This window comes from Sphingomonas sp. Leaf208 (genome assembly GCF_001421415.1).
In the GTDB taxonomy this organism is placed as follows: domain Bacteria; phylum Pseudomonadota; class Alphaproteobacteria; order Sphingomonadales; family Sphingomonadaceae; genus Sphingomonas.
Genome location: NZ_LMKH01000017.1, coordinates 1 through 21,077, shown reverse-complemented (window position 1 = coordinate 21,077; position 21,077 = coordinate 1). Strand labels below are relative to the sequence as shown.

Sequence of the window (21,077 nt, the reverse complement as noted above, 5' to 3'; positions counted from 1 at the left end):
TCATCTTAACCTACAATGTCAAAGAGCCGACAAAAATACCGACACTCGCATAACCTCCCTTTCGAGAAGCTTGGAGCATCTGGTTTTCTTGCGACCGCCTCGGTAGCCGTTAAGGCAGTTCGCTGCGGTTCGACGTATCTAAGAGAGCCTCCTCGGGACGTCAACCGAGTATTTTCGAAAATACTGGATCGCGAACCCGTCGGCCTGATTTCATTGGAAACGCCGCTGATAGTTGGCGAGAACGCTAACGGTCGGCTACAACGTAAATTAGCCATGTCGACCCATAATCAGACGTCCCCGCCCCTTTCCCAGCTTCCCAACTTCGGCCGCTCGTTCATCTCCGCGTTACGGCCGCTTTTGGCGCCTGACCCTGCCAACTCGAATGTCCCGACTGGGCGATAGTTTAGGAAGCAGGCTGTCCGAGTCCGAGTTTTGTCCCCGATGAGCTGCGGACGGTTTTTACAGGAGGCTCAGGCACGGGATTAGCGGCGACGCTACGTCGAACCGCAGGTGCCAATCCGGATTCCTCATTCCACAGAACCAGGATTGTAGCGATCGGTGCGGCGGTGAGGATCAGCAGGAAAAGGCCCATCAGCCATTCGTTGGTCTCTAGCGGCTGCGAGAAGCTACCGCTGGGCGGCATCGACGGGCTAGGTCGCATCGGGCGCCTGCCGGCTTTCCTAGGGTGAAACGGGCGGTCCGCGGTCGCTCGGTGGGCAGACGGCCTGATCTGCGACCGATCATAGGCGGCGCGTGCGTCCTTCTTTCCCAAAACGGAATACGCCTCGTTGATCTCTTTCGCACGAGCAGAAACATCCGCACCATGATTGGCATCGGGGTGATATTGACGGAGCAGCGCTTTCCACGCGGCGTGGATAGTTTCTCGACTTGCCGTCGAGGGCACGCCTAGAACAGAATAATAGTCGCGTGAGAGAGCCATCTAGTTGTTACTTGCGGCTAAAACGCGAAAAAGAAAAGTCCGCCTGAGGCGTGATATTAACCTAGCTTTCTCGGTAATCCAAAGGGTGGCTTAGGCGCAACAGTCAGATTGCCACCATTCCCACCCGCAACTTCGTGGTTTTGACGACACCAAGACGCCCCCGGCGCAGACCCATAGTCGGCGTTCGAGCGTCCTTCCGAGTTTCCTAACCTCAGACACTCACTCATATCCTTGCCGGGGCGCCACACGCATGCCCAGCTGAAAGAGACCATACTCGACACCGCGTAAGATCGAGCAGGTTTGCAGGACGCACCGAAAACGATCTTTTCCTGACCTGTCTCGGTAATCACGACAGGCTTCGGTTAACCTTGTTAACCGGCCGCTCTTTGGCATAGGCCGAAACGCCTGATCGGGTTAACGAGCAACCGACGGTGGCAAGTACCTCTGCAAAACGCCGCGTTTGAAAAGGATACGGCGTGGATACGATACGGCGAGGCACGAATGCGGGCGGGATGCGACGGTATAATGAGCGCCTGATCCTGTCCGCCGTGCGACGTATGAACGGCGCGTCGAAAGCTGAACTCGCTCGCGTGACTACCCTGTCCCCACAGGCAGTCGTACGCATAGTTGATGAGCTGGATGGTGAAGGTCTACTGTTCCAGGCAGGTAAGCGCACCGGCGGCATGGGCCAGCCTGCGACCATCTATCGTATCAACGGCAAGCGTGGATATACAGTTGGCGTCGAGGTTGGCCGTGGGGATACCACGATCGCCCTTCTGGATTTCGACGGAGAGCGCAAAGCCGTCTGTCGCCATGCCGACAGCTTTCCATCTATCGATACCGTGCTTCGGCACGTCAACGCGTTCATTGACGAACATCTCGCAGCTACGAACCTGCTCAGTAACGAAGCCTTTATGGGCATTGGGATTGCAATGCCGTGGTTCCTCGGAGAATGGCGTGACGAGCTTGGTATATCGATCGACCAAGCGGACGAGTGGCGACGTGCTGATGTGGCGGATCGCCTTCAAGCAGGACTTGCCTGGCCTGCACTCTTCGAAAACGACGGTAATGCCGCTGCACTGGCCCAACTGCTATGCGGCGCAGGCATCGATCTTCAGGACTTCCTGGCAGTCAATATCGGCACCTTCGTCGGCGGAGGTTTAGTTTTGGGCGGTCGGGTACATCAAGGCAGACATGGCAATGCCGGAGCACTCGCCTCAATGCCTGTCTGCGCAGCCGGCAAGAGCGACTATCTGATCCACCACGCATCGCTTTACGCTCTTAACCAGGAGGCCATTGCCGAGGAACGTTCCGAGTGGACGCGTCGGTGTGTTGAGGCACTCGCCTTCGCAGTGACTAGCGCAAACAGCCTTCTCGATCTCGAAGCCGTCATCATTGACGGTGCCCTTTCTTCCACGTGTCTCGATGCCATTGCCACCGGATTGCAGGATCACTTTTCAACCAATTCACCGCCGGATTTCTTTGTACCTGAGATCCGCCGAGGAGGCCTTGGCAAGGTAGCTGCGGCCGTGGGTGCAGCTCTGCTGCCACTCCACGCGAGCTTCACCCCAGATTTGGCTAGCCTGTTCAAGAAAAGCTGATCAGCCCGAAACGGCCACAATAAAAATCACAGTCTATGCCAACTGGATTTCTAACTGTGCTTGACAGACTAACTCACACTAGTAGATTTAGTACCTGACCACGAAGGCGTGGCATGTGTCAGGAGAGAGATTTCGTGTTCGTTCGCCCTAAGTTATTGTCGTGCCGCGACCATTTTCGGAATCGCGCTCATGGTTGAGCCATTAATTCTCGGCGCAATCGAAGCTGGCGGCACCAAATTTCTTTGCGCAATCTCCGATCGTGACGGCACGACGCTGATGCAGACTCGCATCCCGACCACGACGCCGAAAGAGACGCTAGGCGCGGCCAGCGATTTCTTCGCTCAAGCGAGCGAGCAGTACGGCACTCTTGCGGCGTTCTCTATCGGCAGTTTTGGGCCACTTTCTTTGAATCCGATTGCAATCGATTACGGATGCATCACGTCAACGCCGAAAACGGGTTGGCAGAACGTCGACCTTCTTGCGCATTTTCGCGAAACTATCTCCGCGCCCACAGCACTCGATACCGACGTGAATTGTGCTGCAGTTGGCGAGCGGCTGTTTGGCAGCGGCCAAGGGCTCGATACGTTCTGTTATGTGACGGTTGGAACAGGCATCGGAGTTGGCGTTCTGATTAACGGTGCTCCGCATGGTGGCGCTAATCATCCCGAGGCAGGTCATATCAAACTGCCACGCGCGCCTAGCGATGATCAGTTTGCCGGAATCTGTCCTTACCACGGCGACTGTCTTGAAGGTCTGGCCTCAGGGCCTGCGATGCATGCCCGTTGGGGCGTTCCGGCAGAGACGTTGCCCAGCAGTCATCCAGCATGGGACATCGAGGCAGACTACCTCGCCGGTCTTTGTGCGACACTTACCTATACCGTGCGGCCCGACCGCATCATCATCGGAGGAGGCGTCATGCAACCGCCTATGTATGATCGTGTGCGCAGGGCGCTGACCGCGAAGCTGGCCGGTTACGATGCCAGCATGCGCGCAATCGACATGGACGACTATGTGGCTGCGCCAACTGCAGGTTCGTCGGCAGGTCTGACAGGCGCTCTTGCGCTCGCTTATCGAAAAGCGACCCGGCAGTGGCCGATGCACTGGGCTGTCTCTGACACAACCTTTATCGAAGCGGAAGCCGTCAATGCATAGTGTTGTTAGTTCAGACACCACGGGTGTTGCCGATGACGCCCGGGCAACTCCGGCAATCGTCATGAGCGCGGCAGGCGCTGCGCTTGGTGGTCTCTTGTTCGGTTTCGACACCGCTGTGATTTCGGGTGCGACCAATGCGCTGCAGAGCCAGTTCGCGCTTACCGAGGCATCGCTAGGCTTCACCGTCGCCTCAGCCTTGATTGGTACCGTCTTGGGCTCGCTCGTCGCAGGCGCGCCGGCTGATCGTTATGGCCGCAAAGCTATCATGCTTTCGGTGGCGATCGCCTACGTAGTGTCGTCGCTCGGCACTGCGCTGGCGCACGACTGGTACGTGCTGATCGCATTCCGCTTCCTTGGCGGTGTGGCGATCGGTGCCGCGTCCGTCGTTACACCGATCTACATTGCCGAGGTGTCGCCAGCGCGGTTCCGCGGTCGTTTGGTGGCGATGAACCAACTGAACATCGTACTCGGCATCCTCATCGCGTTCCTCTCCAACTACATCATAGCGCAGGTCCTGCCGCCCGAGACGGCTTGGCGCTGGATGTTCGGCATCGTCGGGGTGCCGTCCGTCATATTCCTCATCGTCACGTTCTTTCTTCCAGAAAGCCCAAGGTGGCTGGCGGTGCGTGGTCACCGCGAACGCGCCGTTGCTGCGATGACGCGCCTTGGATTCAGCGACCCCGGTGCCGAACTGCTCCGCATCGAAGCCGCGGACACCCGCGAAGCTGCCAAGGGGGCTCCACGTCTTTTCCAGGTGTCGCACACTCTCCCGGTCACCTGCGCGATCGCGATTGCGATGTTCAACCAGCTCTCCGGTATCAACGCCCTGCTCTACTACGCACCGCGCATCTTCGAATTGGCCGGTGCCGGTGCTGACAGCGCATTGCTGCAGTCGGTTGCTGTGGGCGGTACCAACCTGCTGTTTACGGCGATGGCACTGTTCCTGATCGACCGCTTTGGTCGCAAGCCGCTACTGTTCGTCGGGTCGATCATCTGTGCTGCCGCCTTGCTTCTAGTCGGCTGGCAACTCGAGCGCGTCGCGCCGAACGGCACCCTGATCCTCGTCGGGCTCCTTGCCTTCATCGCAGCGTTCGCGGTGAGTCAGGGCGCGGTGATCTGGGTGTTCATCTCCGAGGTCTTCCCAAGCTCCGTTCGCGGCAAAGGTCAGGCGCTGGGTTCGACCACGCACTGGGTCATGGCAGCAATCATCACCTGGCTGTTCCCGGTGGTCGCCAGCGCCGTCGGGGGCTGGGTGTTCGCATTCTTCGGCGCGATGATGCTGCTCCAGTTCGTCTGGGCATGGAAAGTGATGCCCGAGACGAACGGTGTCGCCTTGGAAGATATGGATTTGCGGGGAGCTGCAGCATGAAGACGATTGCACTGCTGCTGGCGGCAGCTGCCGCTCTGGCAACCTCGGCGTCGGCGCAGCGGCCCGATCCCCGGCCTAGCTATCATTTCGCCCCGGCCAAGAACTGGATGAACGACCCCAACGGGCTCGTCTACTATGACGGCGAGTATCATCTGTTCTTCCAGTACAACCCGCACGGCGATCGCTGGGGCCATATGAACTGGGGACACGCAGTCAGCCGCGATCTCGTGCATTGGCAGGAACTGCCCATCGCGATTCCCGAGACCGCCGACGTCATGGCCTTTTCCGGCAGCGCCGTGATCGACTGGAACAATACCAGCGGCTTCGGACGCAACGGCAAACCGCCGATGATCGCGATCTACACCGGGCACAACCCCAAGGCGAAGCTCCAGTCGCAGTACGTCGCCTATAGCAACGATCGCGGTCGGACATGGACGGTCCACGGCGAGGTGCTGAGCGTCGGATCACCCGAATTCCGCGATCCGAAGGTCTTCTGGCATGCCGCCACCAAGCGCTGGGTGATGGTTGCAGTGATGGCGCTGGAGAACCGCGCGGTAATCTTCACCTCGCCGAACCTCAAGCAGTGGACGTTCGCCAGCAGCTTCGGCCCCGCCGGCGGTCGCGGTAAGAACTGGGAGTGCCCGGATCTGTTCGAGCTGCCGGTCGACGGCGGGGCTTCCGGCGAGAAGCGCTGGGTGCTCGGCATCAACCTCGGCGACAACGCCGTTGGTGGGGGTTCGGGTGGTCAGTATTTCGTCGGCGACTTCGACGGGACGCGATTCACGCCAATTCGGGGCTGGCCCGGCGATGCGCAGTGGATGGACTATGGTGCAGACTTCTACGCTGCTGTGTCGTGGAACGATCTGCCCAAGGACGATCCACGCCGCATCTGGATCGGCTGGGCGAACGACTGGCGCTATGCCGAGGCGATCCCGACCTGGCCATCGCGTGGGCTGATGACCGTCCCACGCCAGGTTACGCTGCGCAAATCGCCCGACGGGTATCGGATCATGCAGACGCCGGTGCGCGAGGTCGCAACCCTGCACGGCGCCCGACAGGAATTCGCCTCGACGTTGAACGACAGCCCGACCGCGCTTCCCATCCAGGGGGGCTCGGCGGATCTAGAGTTCGCGATCGACGCTGCTTCGTCCGAGCAGGTGGCGATCACGCTCACGGATGGCGAGGGCTATCAGACCGTCGTCGGCGTTAATCCGACCGTGAACGAGGTCTTCGTGGATCGGACGCGCTCTGGACCGCATTTCCATGACGGCTTTGCCAGCCGCCACGTCGCCCCCGTCGATCTGAAGACGCATCGCGTGAAACTGCGCATTCTGGCAGACGAGTCGATCCTCGAAGTCTTCATCAACGATGGCGAGCGGACGATCACCGATCGATTCTTCCGTGGCAGTGGCCCGCTGCGGTGGAGCGCGTCCTCGCGCGGCGGCAGTGCGCAACTGAAGCTCACCGCATGGCCGATGAACGCAGGCCCAGTGAAGGTCGCAGCGAAGTGACGACGGGTCCCGTTCGAAGGTCGGCAAGCATGTCCGGCCCGAGCTAGCTAGCGGGCCTCGCGGCCCGGACTACCAACAACCTGAAACGAATAACGTAATAAAGAGGGGATTCTTTTATGACGAGGTCTTTCCACGTCCTGTTGACGACTACTGCGCTTCTACCATTGATTGTTGCTTCTTCTGCTTGGGCGCAAGCTGATGTGTCGCCGGCTACGAACCAGACCGGAGCGGCCCAAACACCAACATCCGGCGATCCACTGCCGAACACTGGGCCAACCAGTACGGCGCAGGCGCAGTCGGACGCGGCGCCGGAGAACGCGCAGGCGGGCGGAGACAACGAAATCGTTGTAACTGGTTACCGTGCAGCGCTTGGTTCTGCGCAGGAACTCAAGCGCAATTCGTCGTCAATCGTCGACGCGGTCGTATCTGACGACATCGGCAAACTGCCGGACAACAACGCTGCCGAAGCCATCTCGCGGATCGTCGGCGTTACGGTTCTGCGTTACAACGACGAAGCAGGCGTCATTCTGGTGCGTGGCCTGCCGGACGTTGCAACGACCTTCAACGGCCGCGAGTTCTTCTCGGCCGAAGACCGCGTCTTGCATCTCCAGGATTTCCCGGCTGGTGTCGCCGCGGGCATTGAGGTTTACAAGTCGGGGACGCCGGATCTTATCGAACCCGGTCTGGCAGGGCTGGTCAATCTGCGCTCGCGTCGCCCATTCGACGTAAAAGACACCGAGATCGCCGGCGAAATCCGCGGATCGTACAATGATCAGTCCAAAGCATTCGATCCGTCAGGTAACCTCCTGCTGACGAAGCGCTGGGACACACCGATCGGCGAGATCGGCGCCTTGGTGAATATGAGCTACACGCGCACCACCTATCGCAACGCCGATCGCTATGCTGACTCCGCGGTTATCACCCCGCGCGGTTTTGGCGTCGATGATCCGGCCGATGATCTGACGGTCACGACCCCTGGCGTTGGCAATTTCAACTTTCCGGCAAACGCCGGCAACTTCTACGAGAAGGGCGTTCGTCACCGGCCGGCCATCAACGGTACGATCCAATGGCGCCCATCGGCCAATCTTGAGGTCTACGCAGAAGGTTTGTGGCAGGCGTATCGCGGTAATGTGTTGCGGGACTCGTTTAACGTGAACTTTGAACGGCGTGATGCCAACGGCGTCGCGCCCACGCTCAGCAACGTCGTCCTGGTACCGGGCGAGCCGAACAAGGCCGCAAGCTTCACCAAGACGGGCGGCTACGTTCCCGAGTTTTCACGGGTAGCGCAGGATGATCGGACTGATACATATCAGGGCGCATTGGGCTTTAAATGGACGACCGGCCGCGCAACGCTGTCGGGCGACTTCGCCTACACCAACAGCCGCTACAAAGCCCTGGAGCTTGCCGTCGACTCCCAGCTTGCGACTGCACCGACTATCAACGTGGATTGGGACGCACGCGGATCGGCAGTTTTCGATCTAGGCAGCTACGACATCACCAACCCCGACACCGCCCGCTGGCGCGGCTTCAATCAGCGCGAGTTCGTCGCCAAGGGCAACGGGCTTCAAGGCCGTCTTGATCTGGATCTCGAAACCGACTGGGGCTTCCTGCCGCATCTGCAGTTCGGCGTTCGTGCCAGTGATCGCAATGCCTCGTCGCAGAACAATACTCGCTACGCCTACACTGCCGGCCTCAACATCCCGCTTGCGAGCCTTCCAACCGGCGCGCTTGAAGTGATTACGGATGGCTTCCGTAACGATCCACAGCGCTTTCAGAACTGGCTTGCGCCAAATCGTGACGCGATCATCGCCAACAGCGAGGCACTGCGCCAGCTTGCCTATCAGTCGGTCCAGCAGGCGACCGTGCTGTTCCCGAACGACGGCGGCATTCGTGACGCTGTCGCAAAGTACGCAACTGCCGAGATCCCTGTCGATCCGCTGGGCGGCTTCACCGCTAGCGAGGCTAGCTATGCCTTCTATGGTCAGGGCAAGTTCGCGTTCGACCTCGGCGGTATCGAGGTTGACGGCACTGCTGGTGCTCGCATCGTCAACACAGATGGTGAGTATCGCGGTTTTAGTCGTGTACAGGGCAGCGATGGCACCGTTGGTATCGTCCCGACGACGACCAAGCAGAACTACGTCGACGTCTTGCCATCTGCCATCGCGCGCATTCGCTTCTCTCAGAAATGGCAGGTTCGTCTAGGCTACACGCAGACGCGGACCCGGCCGGGGTTCGGTCAGCTGAACCCTTCGCTCAACATCACGGCCAACAGCCCAGGTCCGGATGGCTCGCCGCCGCAGTTTGATGCAACCGGCTCTGGCGGCAATCCGAACCTGCGCCCGCTGACGTCAAAGAACTATGATTCCACTCTGGAGTGGTACTTCTCCAAGAACGGGTCGGCATCTGTCGCCGCGTTCTACCGCGATCTCAATGGGTTCATCGGCAACTATACACAGGTCGTGAACGACCCGATCTACGGGCGCGTTCAGCTGAACCGTCCTGAAAATGCCGGTAACGGACGCATCAAGGGTATTGAGGCTTCGGCGCAGACGTTCTTCGACTTCCTTCCCGGCCTGCTCTCTGGCTTCGGCGTGCAGGCGAACGGCACCTATCTCGACGGCACCAACCAACTGCCGCAGGCGCTCGGCGAAAGTGATCGCCAAGTGCGAATTACTGGTCTGTCCAAATGGGCCTATAATCTCACCGGCTTCTACGAGAAGGGCAAGGTTTCCGCCCGGCTATCGTACAACTGGCGGTCGGGGTATACCACGAGCTACAACCGCACCATCAATGAAACGCAATATGCGGGCGAACTCGTACGTCCGGTATCACGACTGGACTTCTCCGCGAGCTTCGAACCTTACAAGAACATCTCGCTTGTCGCCAACGTTAGCAACATCCTGGCGCAGCCGTTCAAGAACTACCGTTACTACAATGAGACGCAGTATTTTGGTCGCGATCTCCGGATCGAAGGTCGATACATGAGCCTAGGCCTGCGATTCAAGATGTAACGCTCTGACCTGCGCAGTGTGGCAACACGGCACTGCGCAGGGACTTGGACCAAGTTGACCGCGGGTCAACGCCTTCGAACTCTGACCTACCTGCGCAGCGTAGGATCCCTGAGTCCCGTGTAACGAAATGCCATTCCGCTCGGGTGCGGGAGGCCGGGACCCGTCTGCCACAGATATCCTGATAGGAGCCAAGGCAATGCCACGTGAAACCGTCTACACCCGGCGCACGACGCTTGGGCTCATCGTCGGCTTTCCGATGATGGCTGGGTGTGGCCGAACACTGGCCGGAGCAACGACCTTGACGGACGGCTCGGTCTCCATTCCTCCGTCACCTTCAGTCACCGTGCCTCAGGCAGAAAACGGCCGGCCTCGCTATCACATCACTGCCCCGGCAGGCGGCTGGATCAACGATCCGCAACGCCCGCTGAAGATCGGCGATACCTGGACGCTTTGGGCGTTGTACAATCCCACCTACCCTACCGGTGGCACAAATTGGCGACGTTGGACGTCGAAGGATCTTGTAACATGGGAAGACCGTGGCATTGCGATCCCGCGAAACACCAACCGCTTTGGAGACGTATGGAGCGGCAGTACCGTTGTTGATACAGCAAATACCGCCGGTTTCGGCGCAGGAGCGCTCGTAACTCTCGTAACGATGCCGGTGCCGGGCACCGGCCAATCCTGTGCATTGTGGTACTCACATGACGACGGAGCGAACTTTGCGTTCCATGACATCGTTCTGGCTAATCCGGGAGGTCGCAAGGATTTTCGCGATCCTACCGTGTTCTGGCATGCGCCCACGAACCGTTGGGTTATGACCCTCTCCGAGGAGGGTAAGATCGGGATCTACACGTCCACCAATCTCAAGCAGTGGACATATGCCAGTGGCTTCGCCTCGACGATCGTCGGCCGCGTTATGGAATGCTCACACCTCTTCAAGCTGCATATGTACGAGGCTAACGGCGCGACGTCGGCAGATAGATGGGTATTGCTGGTTGGCGGCAATGGTACCAAGCTCGGCTTCACCGTAGGCGGCTATTATTGGGTCGGCGACTTTGATGGGATGACGTTCACGTCCGACGCCTTGGAGGGGCAGTGGATCGATGGAGGGGCGGACTTCTACGCCGCTGTAGTCTGGACCGACCCAGCCGCGGCCGATCCGCTTGCGTCGGCGTACTCGATAGCCTGGATGAGCAACTGGGATTATGTGAACAAAATTCCTGTCACCCAAGATTACCGCGGACAACTCAGCCTTGTTCGCCAGCTAAGACTTCAGCGTGTAGCGAACGTACCACGCCTGCTCAGCACACCGCTCGCTGCCCAGAATGAGGTCTTTGCTCCCGCCATTGCCGGACAGGATCAAACGATTACAAAAGGGAGGGATTACGTATGGCCGGCAGGTGCAGAAGCGGCCGCCTGCCGTATTGATCTGACGTTCAGCCGGATTGGGGCCATTTGGCCCGACGACATCATCTTATTGGTTCGCAAGGATGATGATTTTGAAACCCGAGTTCTATTCACTGCGCATACCAATACGGTCTCCCTTCACCGAGAAAAGAGCGGCCCCAACGTACCGAATGTTGACGCTTGGCGGCAGCAACGTAGTGTCGCGTGCGATTTCACGACGGGCTCGATAAACTTAAGCCTATTCATTGATTCAGGATCGGTTGAGCTTTTTCTCGGCAGCGGAAAAGCAACAATTTCTGAACTCATAACGGCGCCTCTTGAGGCCAAGCTGCTTAACCTGAGCGTAAGCAACGCTAGATTGAAGGTATCGGGTGTTTCAATAACGCCTATGAATTAGCGCGTTTTGAACTCGCGCTTGCAGCGAATTCGGTTTGGCGCCTTTAATCCATGTCCGGCTGGACCCACTTGCAGACATTCAGACTGCCCTGCCCGTTTCCTAACTTCGGCCATCCGTTCATATCGCTCCAACTTTGGTTTGAGTGATTTAATTCAGCCACGCTGTCAGATGACGGGAGGTGTCGCCGCACCCGCAGGGCCAGTCGCTGAACCGCCCCGGGTTTGCCGGAGGCTCCAACTTTTGAGGAGGTGGAGCCATGCCGAACCTAAAGGTAATGGGCCACGATTGGTTATTGGAGCGCAGCACTTTGACGTGGCCCGTTCATTGCTGAACTCGAGAACGTTTTGGCTGGTCACGAGAACGCCGACCCATGAAGCAACCAGCACCGAGAGGTGCGGCGTCCGGTAGAACGACACGACGGACGTCCATACAAATTTAATTGTCATGGCCATCGGTTTGGCATGATAATTTGATTGCTCCGGCACCCACAATAATTGATCGCGCTTTAAACGTGCCTCTTCCCTCCAGAAACTGGCGAGTATGACCAAACCGCTGTCAGACGCGGCGCCGTCTCAAGGCGCTTTAGAACTTGCCGATGTCGAGCGCTTTCGAACTTCGCTCCAGCGGTATTTCATTCGACGCGTCCGAGATCGTGCCGAGGCCGAGGACCTTGTGCAGGATGTGTTTGTACGACTGACGCGTCGAGGCGGGCTTGGAGACGTGACGAACCTGAGCGGATACATATTCGAGACGGCCGCGAGCGTGCTCCAGGATCGTGCGCGAAGACGGCATGTTCGAGCCGCCGACGCGCACGATATATTCGACAACGAACGTTACGCGGGTGAGGATTTCGCACCGGACCGCGTCTTTGACGGTAAGGAACGTTTGAGTCGGGTTGGCGCTGCGCTCTTGGAGCTGCCGGAGCGAACCCGGCACATATTCGTACTCAGGCGATTAGAAGGCATGCGCTACAACGACATAGCGTCTCAGTTCGGCATATCGGTGAGTGCAGTCGAGAAGCACATGCAGCGCGCCGTCGCCTTCCTTACTCAGCGGCTGGGTGGCTTATGAGGAAGAAGGACGCGGGGTCTCAGGAAGCGCCGATCGCGGACGACGAAGCGGCCGCGTACTGGCGCGTGAGGCATGACCGCAGTGACATGACCGCGCAAGAGAACGCAGCGTTCGAACGATGGCTCGCCGAAACGCCCGCGCATCGGGCCGCGTGGCAGGCCACGAACGAGCTCTGGGACCTGTTCGACGAGGTCGAGGATCCCCACCTGGAAGCGATGCGAGCGACGGCGCGTGGTGCCGAGCGTGAGCCCCGTCTCTGGTTTCGACCGATGGCGGCGGCGATCGCTCTTTTCGCCGTCTCGGCGGGACTCGTTGGCGTGGCGCGGTTCGGCAGCTCGTCAGAAAGAGAGACTGAACGACCCGGTTTGGCGAGCCGGTACGAGACGCAGCGCGGAGAACGGGCCACGGCGACCCTCACGGACGGAACCCTCGTTAGCCTCGATAGCGATACCGCGATGATCGTCACGTTCGGGCGGACAGGCCGGAATGTGAAGCTCAGCCGAGGCCAGGCGCTGTTCGAAGTGGCGAAGGACAAGAGCAGACCGTTCGTCGTTCGCTCGGGCACCAGCTCGGTCACGGCGCTTGGGACGGTCTTCGACGTGAACGTTTCTCCTGCTGCTGTCAGGGTGGTTCTCGTCGAAGGCAGCGTGGCCGTCCACGCCAAGGTCGGGGTCAGATCACCGGCGGTAATTCTGACACCGGGGCAGGAACTCGTCGCGAGCAATAACGGAGACGTCCGTGTGACCATCACCGATGCGGACGCGGCGTTACTGTGGCGCAGGGGCTTGATCGAATTCAATGACACCACTCTCGCCAAGGCGGTGGAACAGCTTAACCGGACATCCGCACGGTCACTTCGCTTGGGCGATCCCTCCATTGGTAGACTGCGGTTGAGCGGTATATACCGGACAGGCTCGCCAGAGAGCTTCGTGACGTCGATCGCCCAGGTTCTGCCGGTCACCGGTCGAAACGTGCGCGACGATCTGATCATCGAGCGTCGAAAATAAAATGTCGGATTAATGTATGGGTTTTTGAAACCGCTGCGTCCTTGAACATCGAAGCGATCGTCAGAGATCGCCGTGGAGGGGATAGGACATGAACATTCATCGCACGCTGCGGGGCGTCGCCTTGGGCGGTACGGCCATGATTGTCTGCAACGCGCTGCCGGCGGCCGGTCAGGCGCAAAGGGTGACCAACTTCGACGTACCCGCACAGGATCTCGGACAGGCACTGACCCGGCTGGGACGTCAGGCAAGCGAACAGGTCGTCTTCACGCCGCAGATCGTGGCAGGGCGGCGAGCCAATCCGGTGCGGGGGAGCATGACGAGCGAGCAGGCGCTCCGGCAGCTGCTCCGCGGCTCCGGTCTTGCCGCGCGCAACGGCGCAGGCGGCGGTTTCGTGATCGGCGGCTACATGCGAACTGCGGCGGTCGCTGTTCAGCAGCAGACTGCGCCCGTGCAGAATGAACCGATCGCCGGTCCCGCCACCGAGCCGGAGCAGCCTGCCGAGGAAATCGTCGTTACGGGCATCCGCAGGTCGCTTGCCAGCGCGACGAATGCGAAGCGGAACTCAGTCGCATTCGGCGACTCCATCTTTGCCGAAGACATCGGGAAGCTACCTGCCACGAATCTTGCAGAGACGTTGAACCGTATTCCGGGAGTTCGCCTGACCCGGGACATTACCGGCGAAGGAACCCAGATCGCTATCCGTGGCCTTGGCCCGAGCTTTTCGAAGGTCCTCTTGAACGGAGCACAGTTCGAAGTGGCATCCGATGGCGGTACGAACGGCAACGGTGGCGGCAACCGTGCCGTCGACCTCGACTTCTTCCCCTCGGAACTGTTCACCCGACTCGACGTCGCGAAGTCGGCGACCGCCTCCACCCTCGAGGGTGGCATCGCGGGCACCGTCAATCTTCGCAATGCACGCCCGTTCGACAAGCCCGGCACACATGTCACGGTTGTCGGCCAGGCGAACTGGACCGAGTCGAATGGGCGGATCGGCCCGCGAGGCGCGCTAGTCGCAAGTCACACCTTCGGCGACACCCTGGGCATCCTGGTCGGCGTCGCAGGCGTCAGTCAGCGGGTTCGGGTCGACAGCTACGACACGACCGGCTTCACGGATGCGAACCTGCCGTGCGGTCCGGGCTGCAACCTGTCGCCGCCTGAGAGCAACAACTTCTCCTATGCCAGCGTCGCTCCTGCGAACGTCGGACATGGGCTGGTAGCCGGACAGCCTCTCGATCTGGCTGCAACTTCGGGGCTGAGCCTTTCGGCTCTCTCGAAGGCGCTTCTGCCGCGGCTTAGCAGCCCGGTTCTCACCGACGGAACGCGAAAGCGCATTTCCGTGCTTGGATCCGTCGAATGGCGGCCGACCGACCGGCTTCATTTTGCGGCGGACGTCATGTACGCCAAGTCCAAGCGCAACTACTTCCGCACGAACATGTTCTGGCAGGTCCGCAATTCCGGACCGGGCACGTCACCACAATCCACCGGGGGTATGGTGCCGTTCGACCTCAAGGTCGACGAGAACAACATCGTAACCTCGGGTGTGTTTGCCAACTCGTCGTTCTTCTCCGCCAACAGCTATTTCAATCAGGACGTCGACTTCTGGAACGTCAATCCGAGTGCCACATGGCGGCCGACGGACAAGATCAAAATCGACCTCAGCGGAAACTACAGCAAGAGCAACTTCGTCCGCGAGCAGCCGACATTCGGTTTCCAGACCACGCCTAACTCGGGCATCGTCGTCGACTACGACAATTCGGCGAAGGGGGCCCAGCCCATCGTCTCGTCAAACGTGGATCTTGGCGACCCTAACCTTGGTTGGCAATGGTACCGCACGAACGTCCAGAACGTTCGACGGTCGACCGAGACCAAGGGCGCGCATCTGGATTTCGCCTTTGGCGATGACGCACTGACGCTCAAAGTCGGTGCAGCCTACGATGAAGCCAACCGCAGCATTCGAGCCTTCGATAATACGAACGCGTACCAGGCATCGGTTTGTGGCGACCCGTGCACCGGAAATGCCGGGAGCGTACCTACTGCGTCGATACCGCAGTACCTGAACAGGTTGGGCATCGACAACTTCGGTCATCTGTCGCGTAGGCGCTTCGGGATCACGAGCTTCATCATACCGGATCTCGACAAGTTGGCTCAGGCCACGAACTACGCACAATATCGGGACAACGCGCCCGAAACGCGCGGCTCGGTCACGGGCGGCGCGACGGGCGACCTCAACGAGAAGGTATATGGCGGGTATTTCGAGATAAACGGGACATCACAACTGTTCGGCCGCGAACTACGAGCCAACGCGGGCGTGCGCTACGTCTGGACGGACCAGCTCGTCGTCGGCCCGAGCCAGGTCGGCACGACCATCGTCGACGTTACCGGCAAGTCGTCATACGAACAGTTCCTGCCGTCGGTGAATTTCAGCTATGATCTCCTTCATAATCTGAAGCTGAGGTTCGCTGCGTCCAAGACGATCACGAGGCCTGACGTGGGCAGTGTTCTTCCGGGTCTCACATTCTCGGATCCTTCGGCCCAGGTCGCTAGTGCGGGGAACCCGGGGCTGGAGCCATACACGTCGGACAACATCGATGTCGGAGGCGAGTTCTACACCGGGGGAAGCGGATATGTCGGCGTCTCCCTGTTCAGAAAGGGTATCAGCGGGTTTACGGTCACCCAGCAGGAGCAGGTTTCCTTCGGGAGCCTGAACATTCCGGCTACGTCACTCGTATCCACCCAGCAGCAGGCATTGAACGACCGCGCCCGCTTGGCTGGTGTCAGCATCAACGATGTTCCCATAACGGTGAACCGCCCAGTGAATCTGCAGAGTCTGATTATCAAAGGCGTGGAGGCGACCTGGTCGCAACCGCTCGACTTCGTGGTAAAGGGACTCGGCTTCAACGCCAACGGCACGCACATCACCCAATCATCTTCTTCGGGTCTCGTCGCGCCCGGCGTGCCGAAATGGCAGTACAACCTTCAGGGATTCTACGAGAACTCCGATGTGTCTTTCAGCCTCAACTATGTGTGGCAGGGAGAGGTGATCGCCGCCAATGGCCCACAGAACAACATCGCCGTTCCGCTACGGGCCGATGGGCGCGGCCAGCTCGACCTTTCCGCCGGGTATCAGTTACCGCTGTTCGACCGTCGTCTCAGACTGACGCTAGACGTGCTTAACATTACGAACGAGCCGATCCGGACGACGTTCGGCTACGACAATGCGGCTTATACCGTCTTCTACCCGGGCCGATCAGCGCTCGTTGGCATAAGAGCCAACTTCTAGATCGTAGCTGCTCCATTCCCGGCTGCGGTGACACCTCGCCTCTCCATTAAGGGAGAGGTGAGGCCGTCGGGCACGGTAACCCGTTGCCGGCGATTGCCAAAAGATCATCTTCCTAAGCGGCCAAGGCTGGCCTCTACTGTTCTTTCATGGGGTCAAACGCGCATGTGCACCTTCAAGACGGCGTTGAAGATCGCGGCGGCAGCAATCAGCGTCTCAGGCGCCATCGCATCAGCTCAAAAGCATGTGGGCGTCGCCGTACTGGAAAGGAATTATACGAACCCGGTCCTGCATGGAGATTACTCCGATCCAGACGTCACGCGCGTAGGTGACGACTACTATATGACGTCATCCTCGTTCTCGAATGTGCCAGGATTGCCAGTTCTTCACTCGCGCGACTTGGTAAACTGGTCGTTGATCGGCCACGCGTTGAAAGCCATCACGCCAACGGCTCACTTTGCAACGCCTCGTCGGACTGGAGGTGTATTCGCTCCCTCCATTCGCCACCATGACGGCAAGTTCGTGATCTACTATCCCGATCCAGACCAGGGAATTTTTCTGGTGACCGCGACCGACCCACATGGGCCATGGAGCGATCCGGTCCTGGCTTGGAAGGGGCAGGGCATGATCGACCCGGCGCCGTTCTGGGATGAGGACGGTACGGGCTGGCTCGTCGTCGGGTGGGCGAAGAGCCGCGCAGGGATCAACAATCTCGTCACGCTGAAGAGACTCAATCGCGATGGAGCCGTTGCAGAACCTTCGGGTCGGGGCAAGATCCTTATCGATGGTGCCAGCCTGCCTCCCGTCGCTACGAGCATCGGTCCGCGTGCATGGTCGGTGATCGAGGGGCCGAAGCTCTACAAAAGGAATGGTTGGTACTACATCTTCGTGCCAGCAGGCGGCGTCAAACAGGGTTGGCAGGGCGTGTTCCGAGCGCGCTCGATCACTGGGCCCTACGAAGGACGGAACGTCCTCGATCAGGGCAGAACGCCGATTAATGGGCCGCATCAAGGCGCATGGGTAAACACAGCGCAAGGCGAGGACTGGTTCATTCACTTTCAGGATCGGGACGCATTCGGGCGACAGGTGTTGCTGCAACCGATGAAGTGGCTGAAGAATGGCTGGCCGGTGATCGGTATTGATCCCGACGGCGACGGGCGCGGCGAGCCCGTGGTTCAATATCGCAAACCGGCACTTCCCTCACAACCGGCAACCCCATTGAACAGCCGCGATGACTTCGATCACGGCTTGTCGTTGGCCTGGCAGTGGAACGCTAACCCACGGGTCGATTGGGCCAGCCTGATTGATAACCCCGGCTCGTTAAGGTTGAAGTCGGTGTCGAGCACCAGCAATCTGTATGAAACCGGCAACGTCCTTAGTCAGAAGCTGCCTGCAATGTCCTTCATCACGACGACAAAGCTGGTGTTCTCGCCGAAGAACATTGGTGAAGCCGCCGGTCTCGTTCTACTGGGACAAGATTACGGTTGGGTCGGCGTCAAGAACATTGAAGCCGGTTTACGCATAGTGCAGGTCGCGAACAATCGAATCATGACCGGTGGCGTCGAACGCGAGATTGCGGCAATCCCCGCACGCCCAGGGCCGGTATGGCTGCGCCTTTCGGTTATCCCCCGAGAAGCCCCCGTCGAGCCTCAATCAAATCAAGGCTGGCCGAGTATGCGCAGTGATCTCAGGGCGAAGGTCATCGCTAGTTTCAGCGTAGACGGGGAACGCTTCAAACAGATTGGAGAGGCCTTTGAGGTCCGTCAAGGAGGCTGGGTTGGGGCGCAAGTTGGGGTGTTTGCGCGTGCAACCTCGGGCACACCGGCGTTTGTTGCCCCGACTGTCGGTTACGCGGACTTTGACGATTTCACCAACGAGACTCGGCCATAAACCTTATTGGCTTAGGGCTAGCATTCTCCTGGAGCTACCTGGCTAGGGGCTCTGCCGACTTCCTTGCTAATGTTACCTCGGTGCTCGACCAACAACTCAGCTAACAAGTGTCGCGAAGAGACGACTTACGATACGCTCGAAACTAAGGAGTTTTCTTGGCGGTGAACAACGAGCGGAGAACCCGATGCCGGCCACTCAGCTCCCTAAAAATGCTATTAGACAGCGGGCATTCATTCAGCTGCCATCACGAGTAGTGTAACGCTCCGTAGTATCGTTCGACCTCATTCAACCGGAACGTGAGCGCATTGCTGGGCAAATGGATAGTTAGTCTCTGCCGTTCGTCTTCGTTGAAACGAGCGGCCTTCTTCAACAGATCACGGATGGCTGCGCGACCTACGACCCTGTCGCCGCCGAGCCAGCCACTGCCAAGTGCAATCTCAGGTGCTAGAATAAGGAGGCCATAAGCGTCGGGTGTAAGGCGCTCGATAATGACGATAGTGTCCTTTTGCCGTGGTCGCGGCTTGCTTTATACCGATGATCTCCGCTTGGCGACCGGGGGCGGTCTGACCCAGTTGTGGACGTTCACGGGGTAATCTCTGCTCCCCAACTTCGGCCCTTCGTTCATGTCGGGGCGGGGCTCAAACGGCACGCACTCCCCCCTGCCTGACGGCACGCCGAATTTCTCGAAAAGGATCGAATTTCGGGAATGTCCGGGTTGGGAAGGAAAGCGGCCCGTCCGTTAGTGGGGCGGGTGACGGCGTTAGCGGACGTCTCCTGATGCTGCGGCCTATCCCGAAAGGGTTGGCCTCCTGAGAATTAGTTGATTCATTGATCGCATGTTGGTCAGCGGGTGCCGACCAGCACGGATGGCGTCAGTCCCGGAGCCATAACAACGATATCGTACCGTCGGATGAGCTCACGCCACTGCACAGTCATGTCGCCTGACGGGCCATCGCGCAGCTTACGCAAATCCACGACCAGCCAATCTTCCGCTGAGGCTGATTTTGGACGTGACGCCAGCACATCACCTGCCCACGCATAGTCCTTGTCATCGCTCATGACGAAGGGCTCTTGTCGCGCTTGTCGGCCGACACCGTTGTAAAAGGCGTGGACACCTCTGCCGCCCAAAACCACCATGTGAAGCGATGCGGTCCCTTCGCCTTCCGCTCTTTCCGCTACGAAGTTGCCCAGATCCCGTTGCCCAAGAGCGCTAAAGCCCTTGCCCATGTGATTGTCGCCGAACTTGAAAAGGATGCGGCCGGTGTTCGTCGGTTTGGCAGCAAAATATCCGGCAAGCGTCCGTTTCATCAGACGCGCACGCTGTCCGTTCGGGTCTCCCTCGCCAGTTGCCGACGCAAGAAATATAGCGCGGGTTTCGGCTAGTCCATCGAACAACTGCCGGACGCGAGGACCACCGTCCTGCACGATCGCGGCGCGCGTTTGTGCGACTTGCGCGTCCGTCATACTGTAAATCAAAAGCTGATTGGGTGAGCCCGATACCAGCGCCGCGGCGGTGTCGACGCGATCTTGAGCCATCAACCCCTCGATTGCGGCCTTCGCAATCGGCCCCGGCTTGGCCGCAATCATTGCCTCGAACAGACTACCTGCCGCTCCGAAAAACTCTTGGTCGAGCCCCCAAACCGAAAACGCCGGACCGGCTGACCTAGCGCATGCAGCGGCCATGTCGCTTTCATCACGGCCGTTCTGGAACGCTATCGCATCGGGATGCGCAGCCATATAGCGCGATAGGCGATCAATCCGATCGGGGCGGCGAAGATTATCGTTGACGATCCGCGCCGCCTCGGGACCGATCTCGACAGCAAGTGCTTGCAAGCCTTGCGGTGCCATCATCTGGCAGAGTGCGGTCGTAAACCGCGGTATCTCCCTCGACAGATGGTCCTCGCCGATAAGAACGTACCGAGCCTTGTTGACGGCACTGCTCAACACCGCTTCACCGGGACCACTCAGCGCGGTCCCTGTCACTTGCAGCGGCTGCTCCGCCGATGTCAGGCGCTCCATAAATGTCGGCTGCGAAGCCTGTGGCGCAGCGTTCGCGGCATGGGCACACAGGATCAAGCTCATTATAATAGAAGCGCGCATGACCATAAAATCGGGGGAAAGTCGTCCTGACATTCAGCATCCTCAATGTCGGCGGCTTCAATTTTGAACCGACCGTATTGCTCTGATAATACGGCATTTTTAGCTATGCAATGAGCCGATGGCATCGGCCGCTCCTCTTGCAAAAATAAGATTCGCGGAAAGGTCAACGCCTTCTCAAAAGGAACGCGGGTCGGAACCTCGCCGCCTCAATCGCGCTGACGGACGCCTGCGGGTTTGGCTTTCCGTATGCATTCGGTGAGCGCCCTCTAGTTTGGCGCGACTGATGCTACGCGGCTTGCGCGATGGCTTCGGGGCGCTGTTGTCGAGCTTTCCATTCCCACGGC

12 protein-coding genes are annotated in these 21,077 nt (G+C 59.3%); 10 read left to right on the top strand and 2 right to left on the bottom strand.

Annotated features, from left to right (window positions below):
* Positions 1 to 403 precede the first annotated feature (403 nt).
* Positions 404 to 940 (bottom strand): DnaJ domain-containing protein, encoded by a 537-nt coding sequence (locus ASE69_RS23445; RefSeq protein ID WP_082453043.1) that lies wholly within the window; start codon positions 938 to 940, stop codon positions 404 to 406.
* A gap of 476 nt (positions 941 to 1,416) precedes the next feature.
* Here ASE69_RS23445 and ASE69_RS09635 point away from each other — a divergent pair, with 476 nt between their 5' ends.
* The 10 genes from ASE69_RS09635 to ASE69_RS09590 all read left to right on the top strand — a co-directional run bounded on the left by ASE69_RS09635 (position 1,417) and on the right by ASE69_RS09590 (position 18,633).
* Complete coding sequence (locus ASE69_RS09635; protein ID WP_235518412.1) at positions 1,417 to 2,541, top strand: ROK family transcriptional regulator; 1,125 nt, start codon at positions 1,417 to 1,419, stop codon at positions 2,539 to 2,541.
* A 189-nt stretch (positions 2,542 to 2,730) separates the two neighbouring features.
* Positions 2,731 to 3,693, top strand: a complete 963-nt coding sequence (locus ASE69_RS09630) for an ROK family protein (RefSeq protein ID WP_056485676.1) — start codon at positions 2,731 to 2,733, stop codon at positions 3,691 to 3,693.
* Positions 3,686 to 5,062, top strand: a complete 1,377-nt coding sequence (locus ASE69_RS09625) for a sugar porter family MFS transporter (RefSeq protein ID WP_268795492.1) — start codon at positions 3,686 to 3,688, stop codon at positions 5,060 to 5,062. Before ASE69_RS09630 ends, ASE69_RS09625 begins: the two co-directional genes overlap by 8 nt.
* Positions 5,059 to 6,573 (top strand): glycoside hydrolase family 32 protein, encoded by a 1,515-nt coding sequence (locus ASE69_RS09620; RefSeq protein ID WP_056485670.1) that lies wholly within the window; start codon positions 5,059 to 5,061, stop codon positions 6,571 to 6,573. The genes ASE69_RS09625 and ASE69_RS09620 overlap by 4 nt, the downstream gene beginning before the upstream one ends.
* Positions 6,574 to 6,689: 116 nt before the next feature.
* On the top strand, positions 6,690 to 9,584 hold the full coding sequence (locus ASE69_RS09615; RefSeq protein WP_056485668.1) for a TonB-dependent receptor: 2,895 nt from the start codon (positions 6,690 to 6,692) through the stop codon (positions 9,582 to 9,584).
* A gap of 196 nt (positions 9,585 to 9,780) precedes the next feature.
* Positions 9,781 to 11,388, top strand: coding sequence for a glycoside hydrolase family 32 protein (locus ASE69_RS21350; protein WP_162236874.1), 1,608 nt, complete (start codon positions 9,781 to 9,783; stop codon positions 11,386 to 11,388).
* A 540-nt stretch (positions 11,389 to 11,928) separates the two neighbouring features.
* Entirely contained in the window at positions 11,929 to 12,459 is a 531-nt protein-coding gene (locus ASE69_RS21345) for an RNA polymerase sigma factor (protein ID WP_082453041.1), read from the top strand.
* On the top strand, positions 12,456 to 13,466 hold the full coding sequence (locus ASE69_RS09600) for a FecR family protein (RefSeq protein ID WP_056485659.1): 1,011 nt from the start codon (positions 12,456 to 12,458) through the stop codon (positions 13,464 to 13,466). The genes ASE69_RS21345 and ASE69_RS09600 overlap by 4 nt, the downstream gene beginning before the upstream one ends.
* An 88-nt stretch (positions 13,467 to 13,554) precedes the next feature.
* Positions 13,555 to 16,746 carry a TonB-dependent receptor gene (locus tag ASE69_RS09595; RefSeq protein ID WP_082453040.1) on the top strand — a complete coding sequence of 1,064 codons (3,192 nt, stop codon included), beginning with the start codon at positions 13,555 to 13,557 and terminating at the stop codon, positions 16,744 to 16,746.
* A 162-nt stretch (positions 16,747 to 16,908) separates the two neighbouring features.
* Complete coding sequence (locus ASE69_RS09590) at positions 16,909 to 18,633, top strand: glycoside hydrolase 43 family protein (RefSeq protein ID WP_056485657.1); 1,725 nt, start codon at positions 16,909 to 16,911, stop codon at positions 18,631 to 18,633.
* An 843-nt stretch (positions 18,634 to 19,476) separates the two neighbouring features.
* On the opposite strand, the gene ASE69_RS09585 is transcribed toward ASE69_RS09590, so the two are convergent.
* Positions 19,477 to 20,715 carry a hypothetical protein gene (locus ASE69_RS09585; RefSeq protein ID WP_156362272.1) on the bottom strand — a complete coding sequence of 413 codons (1,239 nt, stop codon included), beginning with the start codon at positions 20,713 to 20,715 and terminating at the stop codon, positions 19,477 to 19,479.
* Positions 20,716 to 21,077: the final 362 nt, after the last annotated feature.

Excerpts from the sequence above, each read along its gene's own strand:
- ASE69_RS23445 (WP_082453043.1), bottom strand. The coding sequence starts at position 940 with ATGGCTCTCTCACGCGACTATTATTCTGTTCTAGGCGTGCCCTCGACG.
- ASE69_RS09630 (WP_056485676.1), top strand. The coding sequence starts at position 2,731 with ATGGTTGAGCCATTAATTCTCGGCGCAATCGAAGCTGGCGGCACCAAA.
- ASE69_RS09625 (WP_268795492.1), top strand. The coding sequence starts at position 3,686 with ATGCATAGTGTTGTTAGTTCAGACACCACGGGTGTTGCCGATGACGCC.
- ASE69_RS09620 (WP_056485670.1), top strand. The coding sequence starts at position 5,059 with ATGAAGACGATTGCACTGCTGCTGGCGGCAGCTGCCGCTCTGGCAACC.
- ASE69_RS09615 (WP_056485668.1), top strand. The coding sequence starts at position 6,690 with ATGACGAGGTCTTTCCACGTCCTGTTGACGACTACTGCGCTTCTACCA.
- ASE69_RS21350 (WP_162236874.1), top strand. The coding sequence starts at position 9,781 with ATGCCACGTGAAACCGTCTACACCCGGCGCACGACGCTTGGGCTCATC.
- ASE69_RS21345 (WP_082453041.1), top strand. The coding sequence starts at position 11,929 with ATGACCAAACCGCTGTCAGACGCGGCGCCGTCTCAAGGCGCTTTAGAA.
- ASE69_RS09600 (WP_056485659.1), top strand. The coding sequence starts at position 12,456 with ATGAGGAAGAAGGACGCGGGGTCTCAGGAAGCGCCGATCGCGGACGAC.
- ASE69_RS09595 (WP_082453040.1), top strand. The coding sequence starts at position 13,555 with ATGAACATTCATCGCACGCTGCGGGGCGTCGCCTTGGGCGGTACGGCC.
- ASE69_RS09590 (WP_056485657.1), top strand. The coding sequence starts at position 16,909 with ATGTGCACCTTCAAGACGGCGTTGAAGATCGCGGCGGCAGCAATCAGC.
- ASE69_RS09585 (WP_156362272.1), bottom strand. The coding sequence starts at position 20,715 with ATGAGCTTGATCCTGTGTGCCCATGCCGCGAACGCTGCGCCACAGGCT.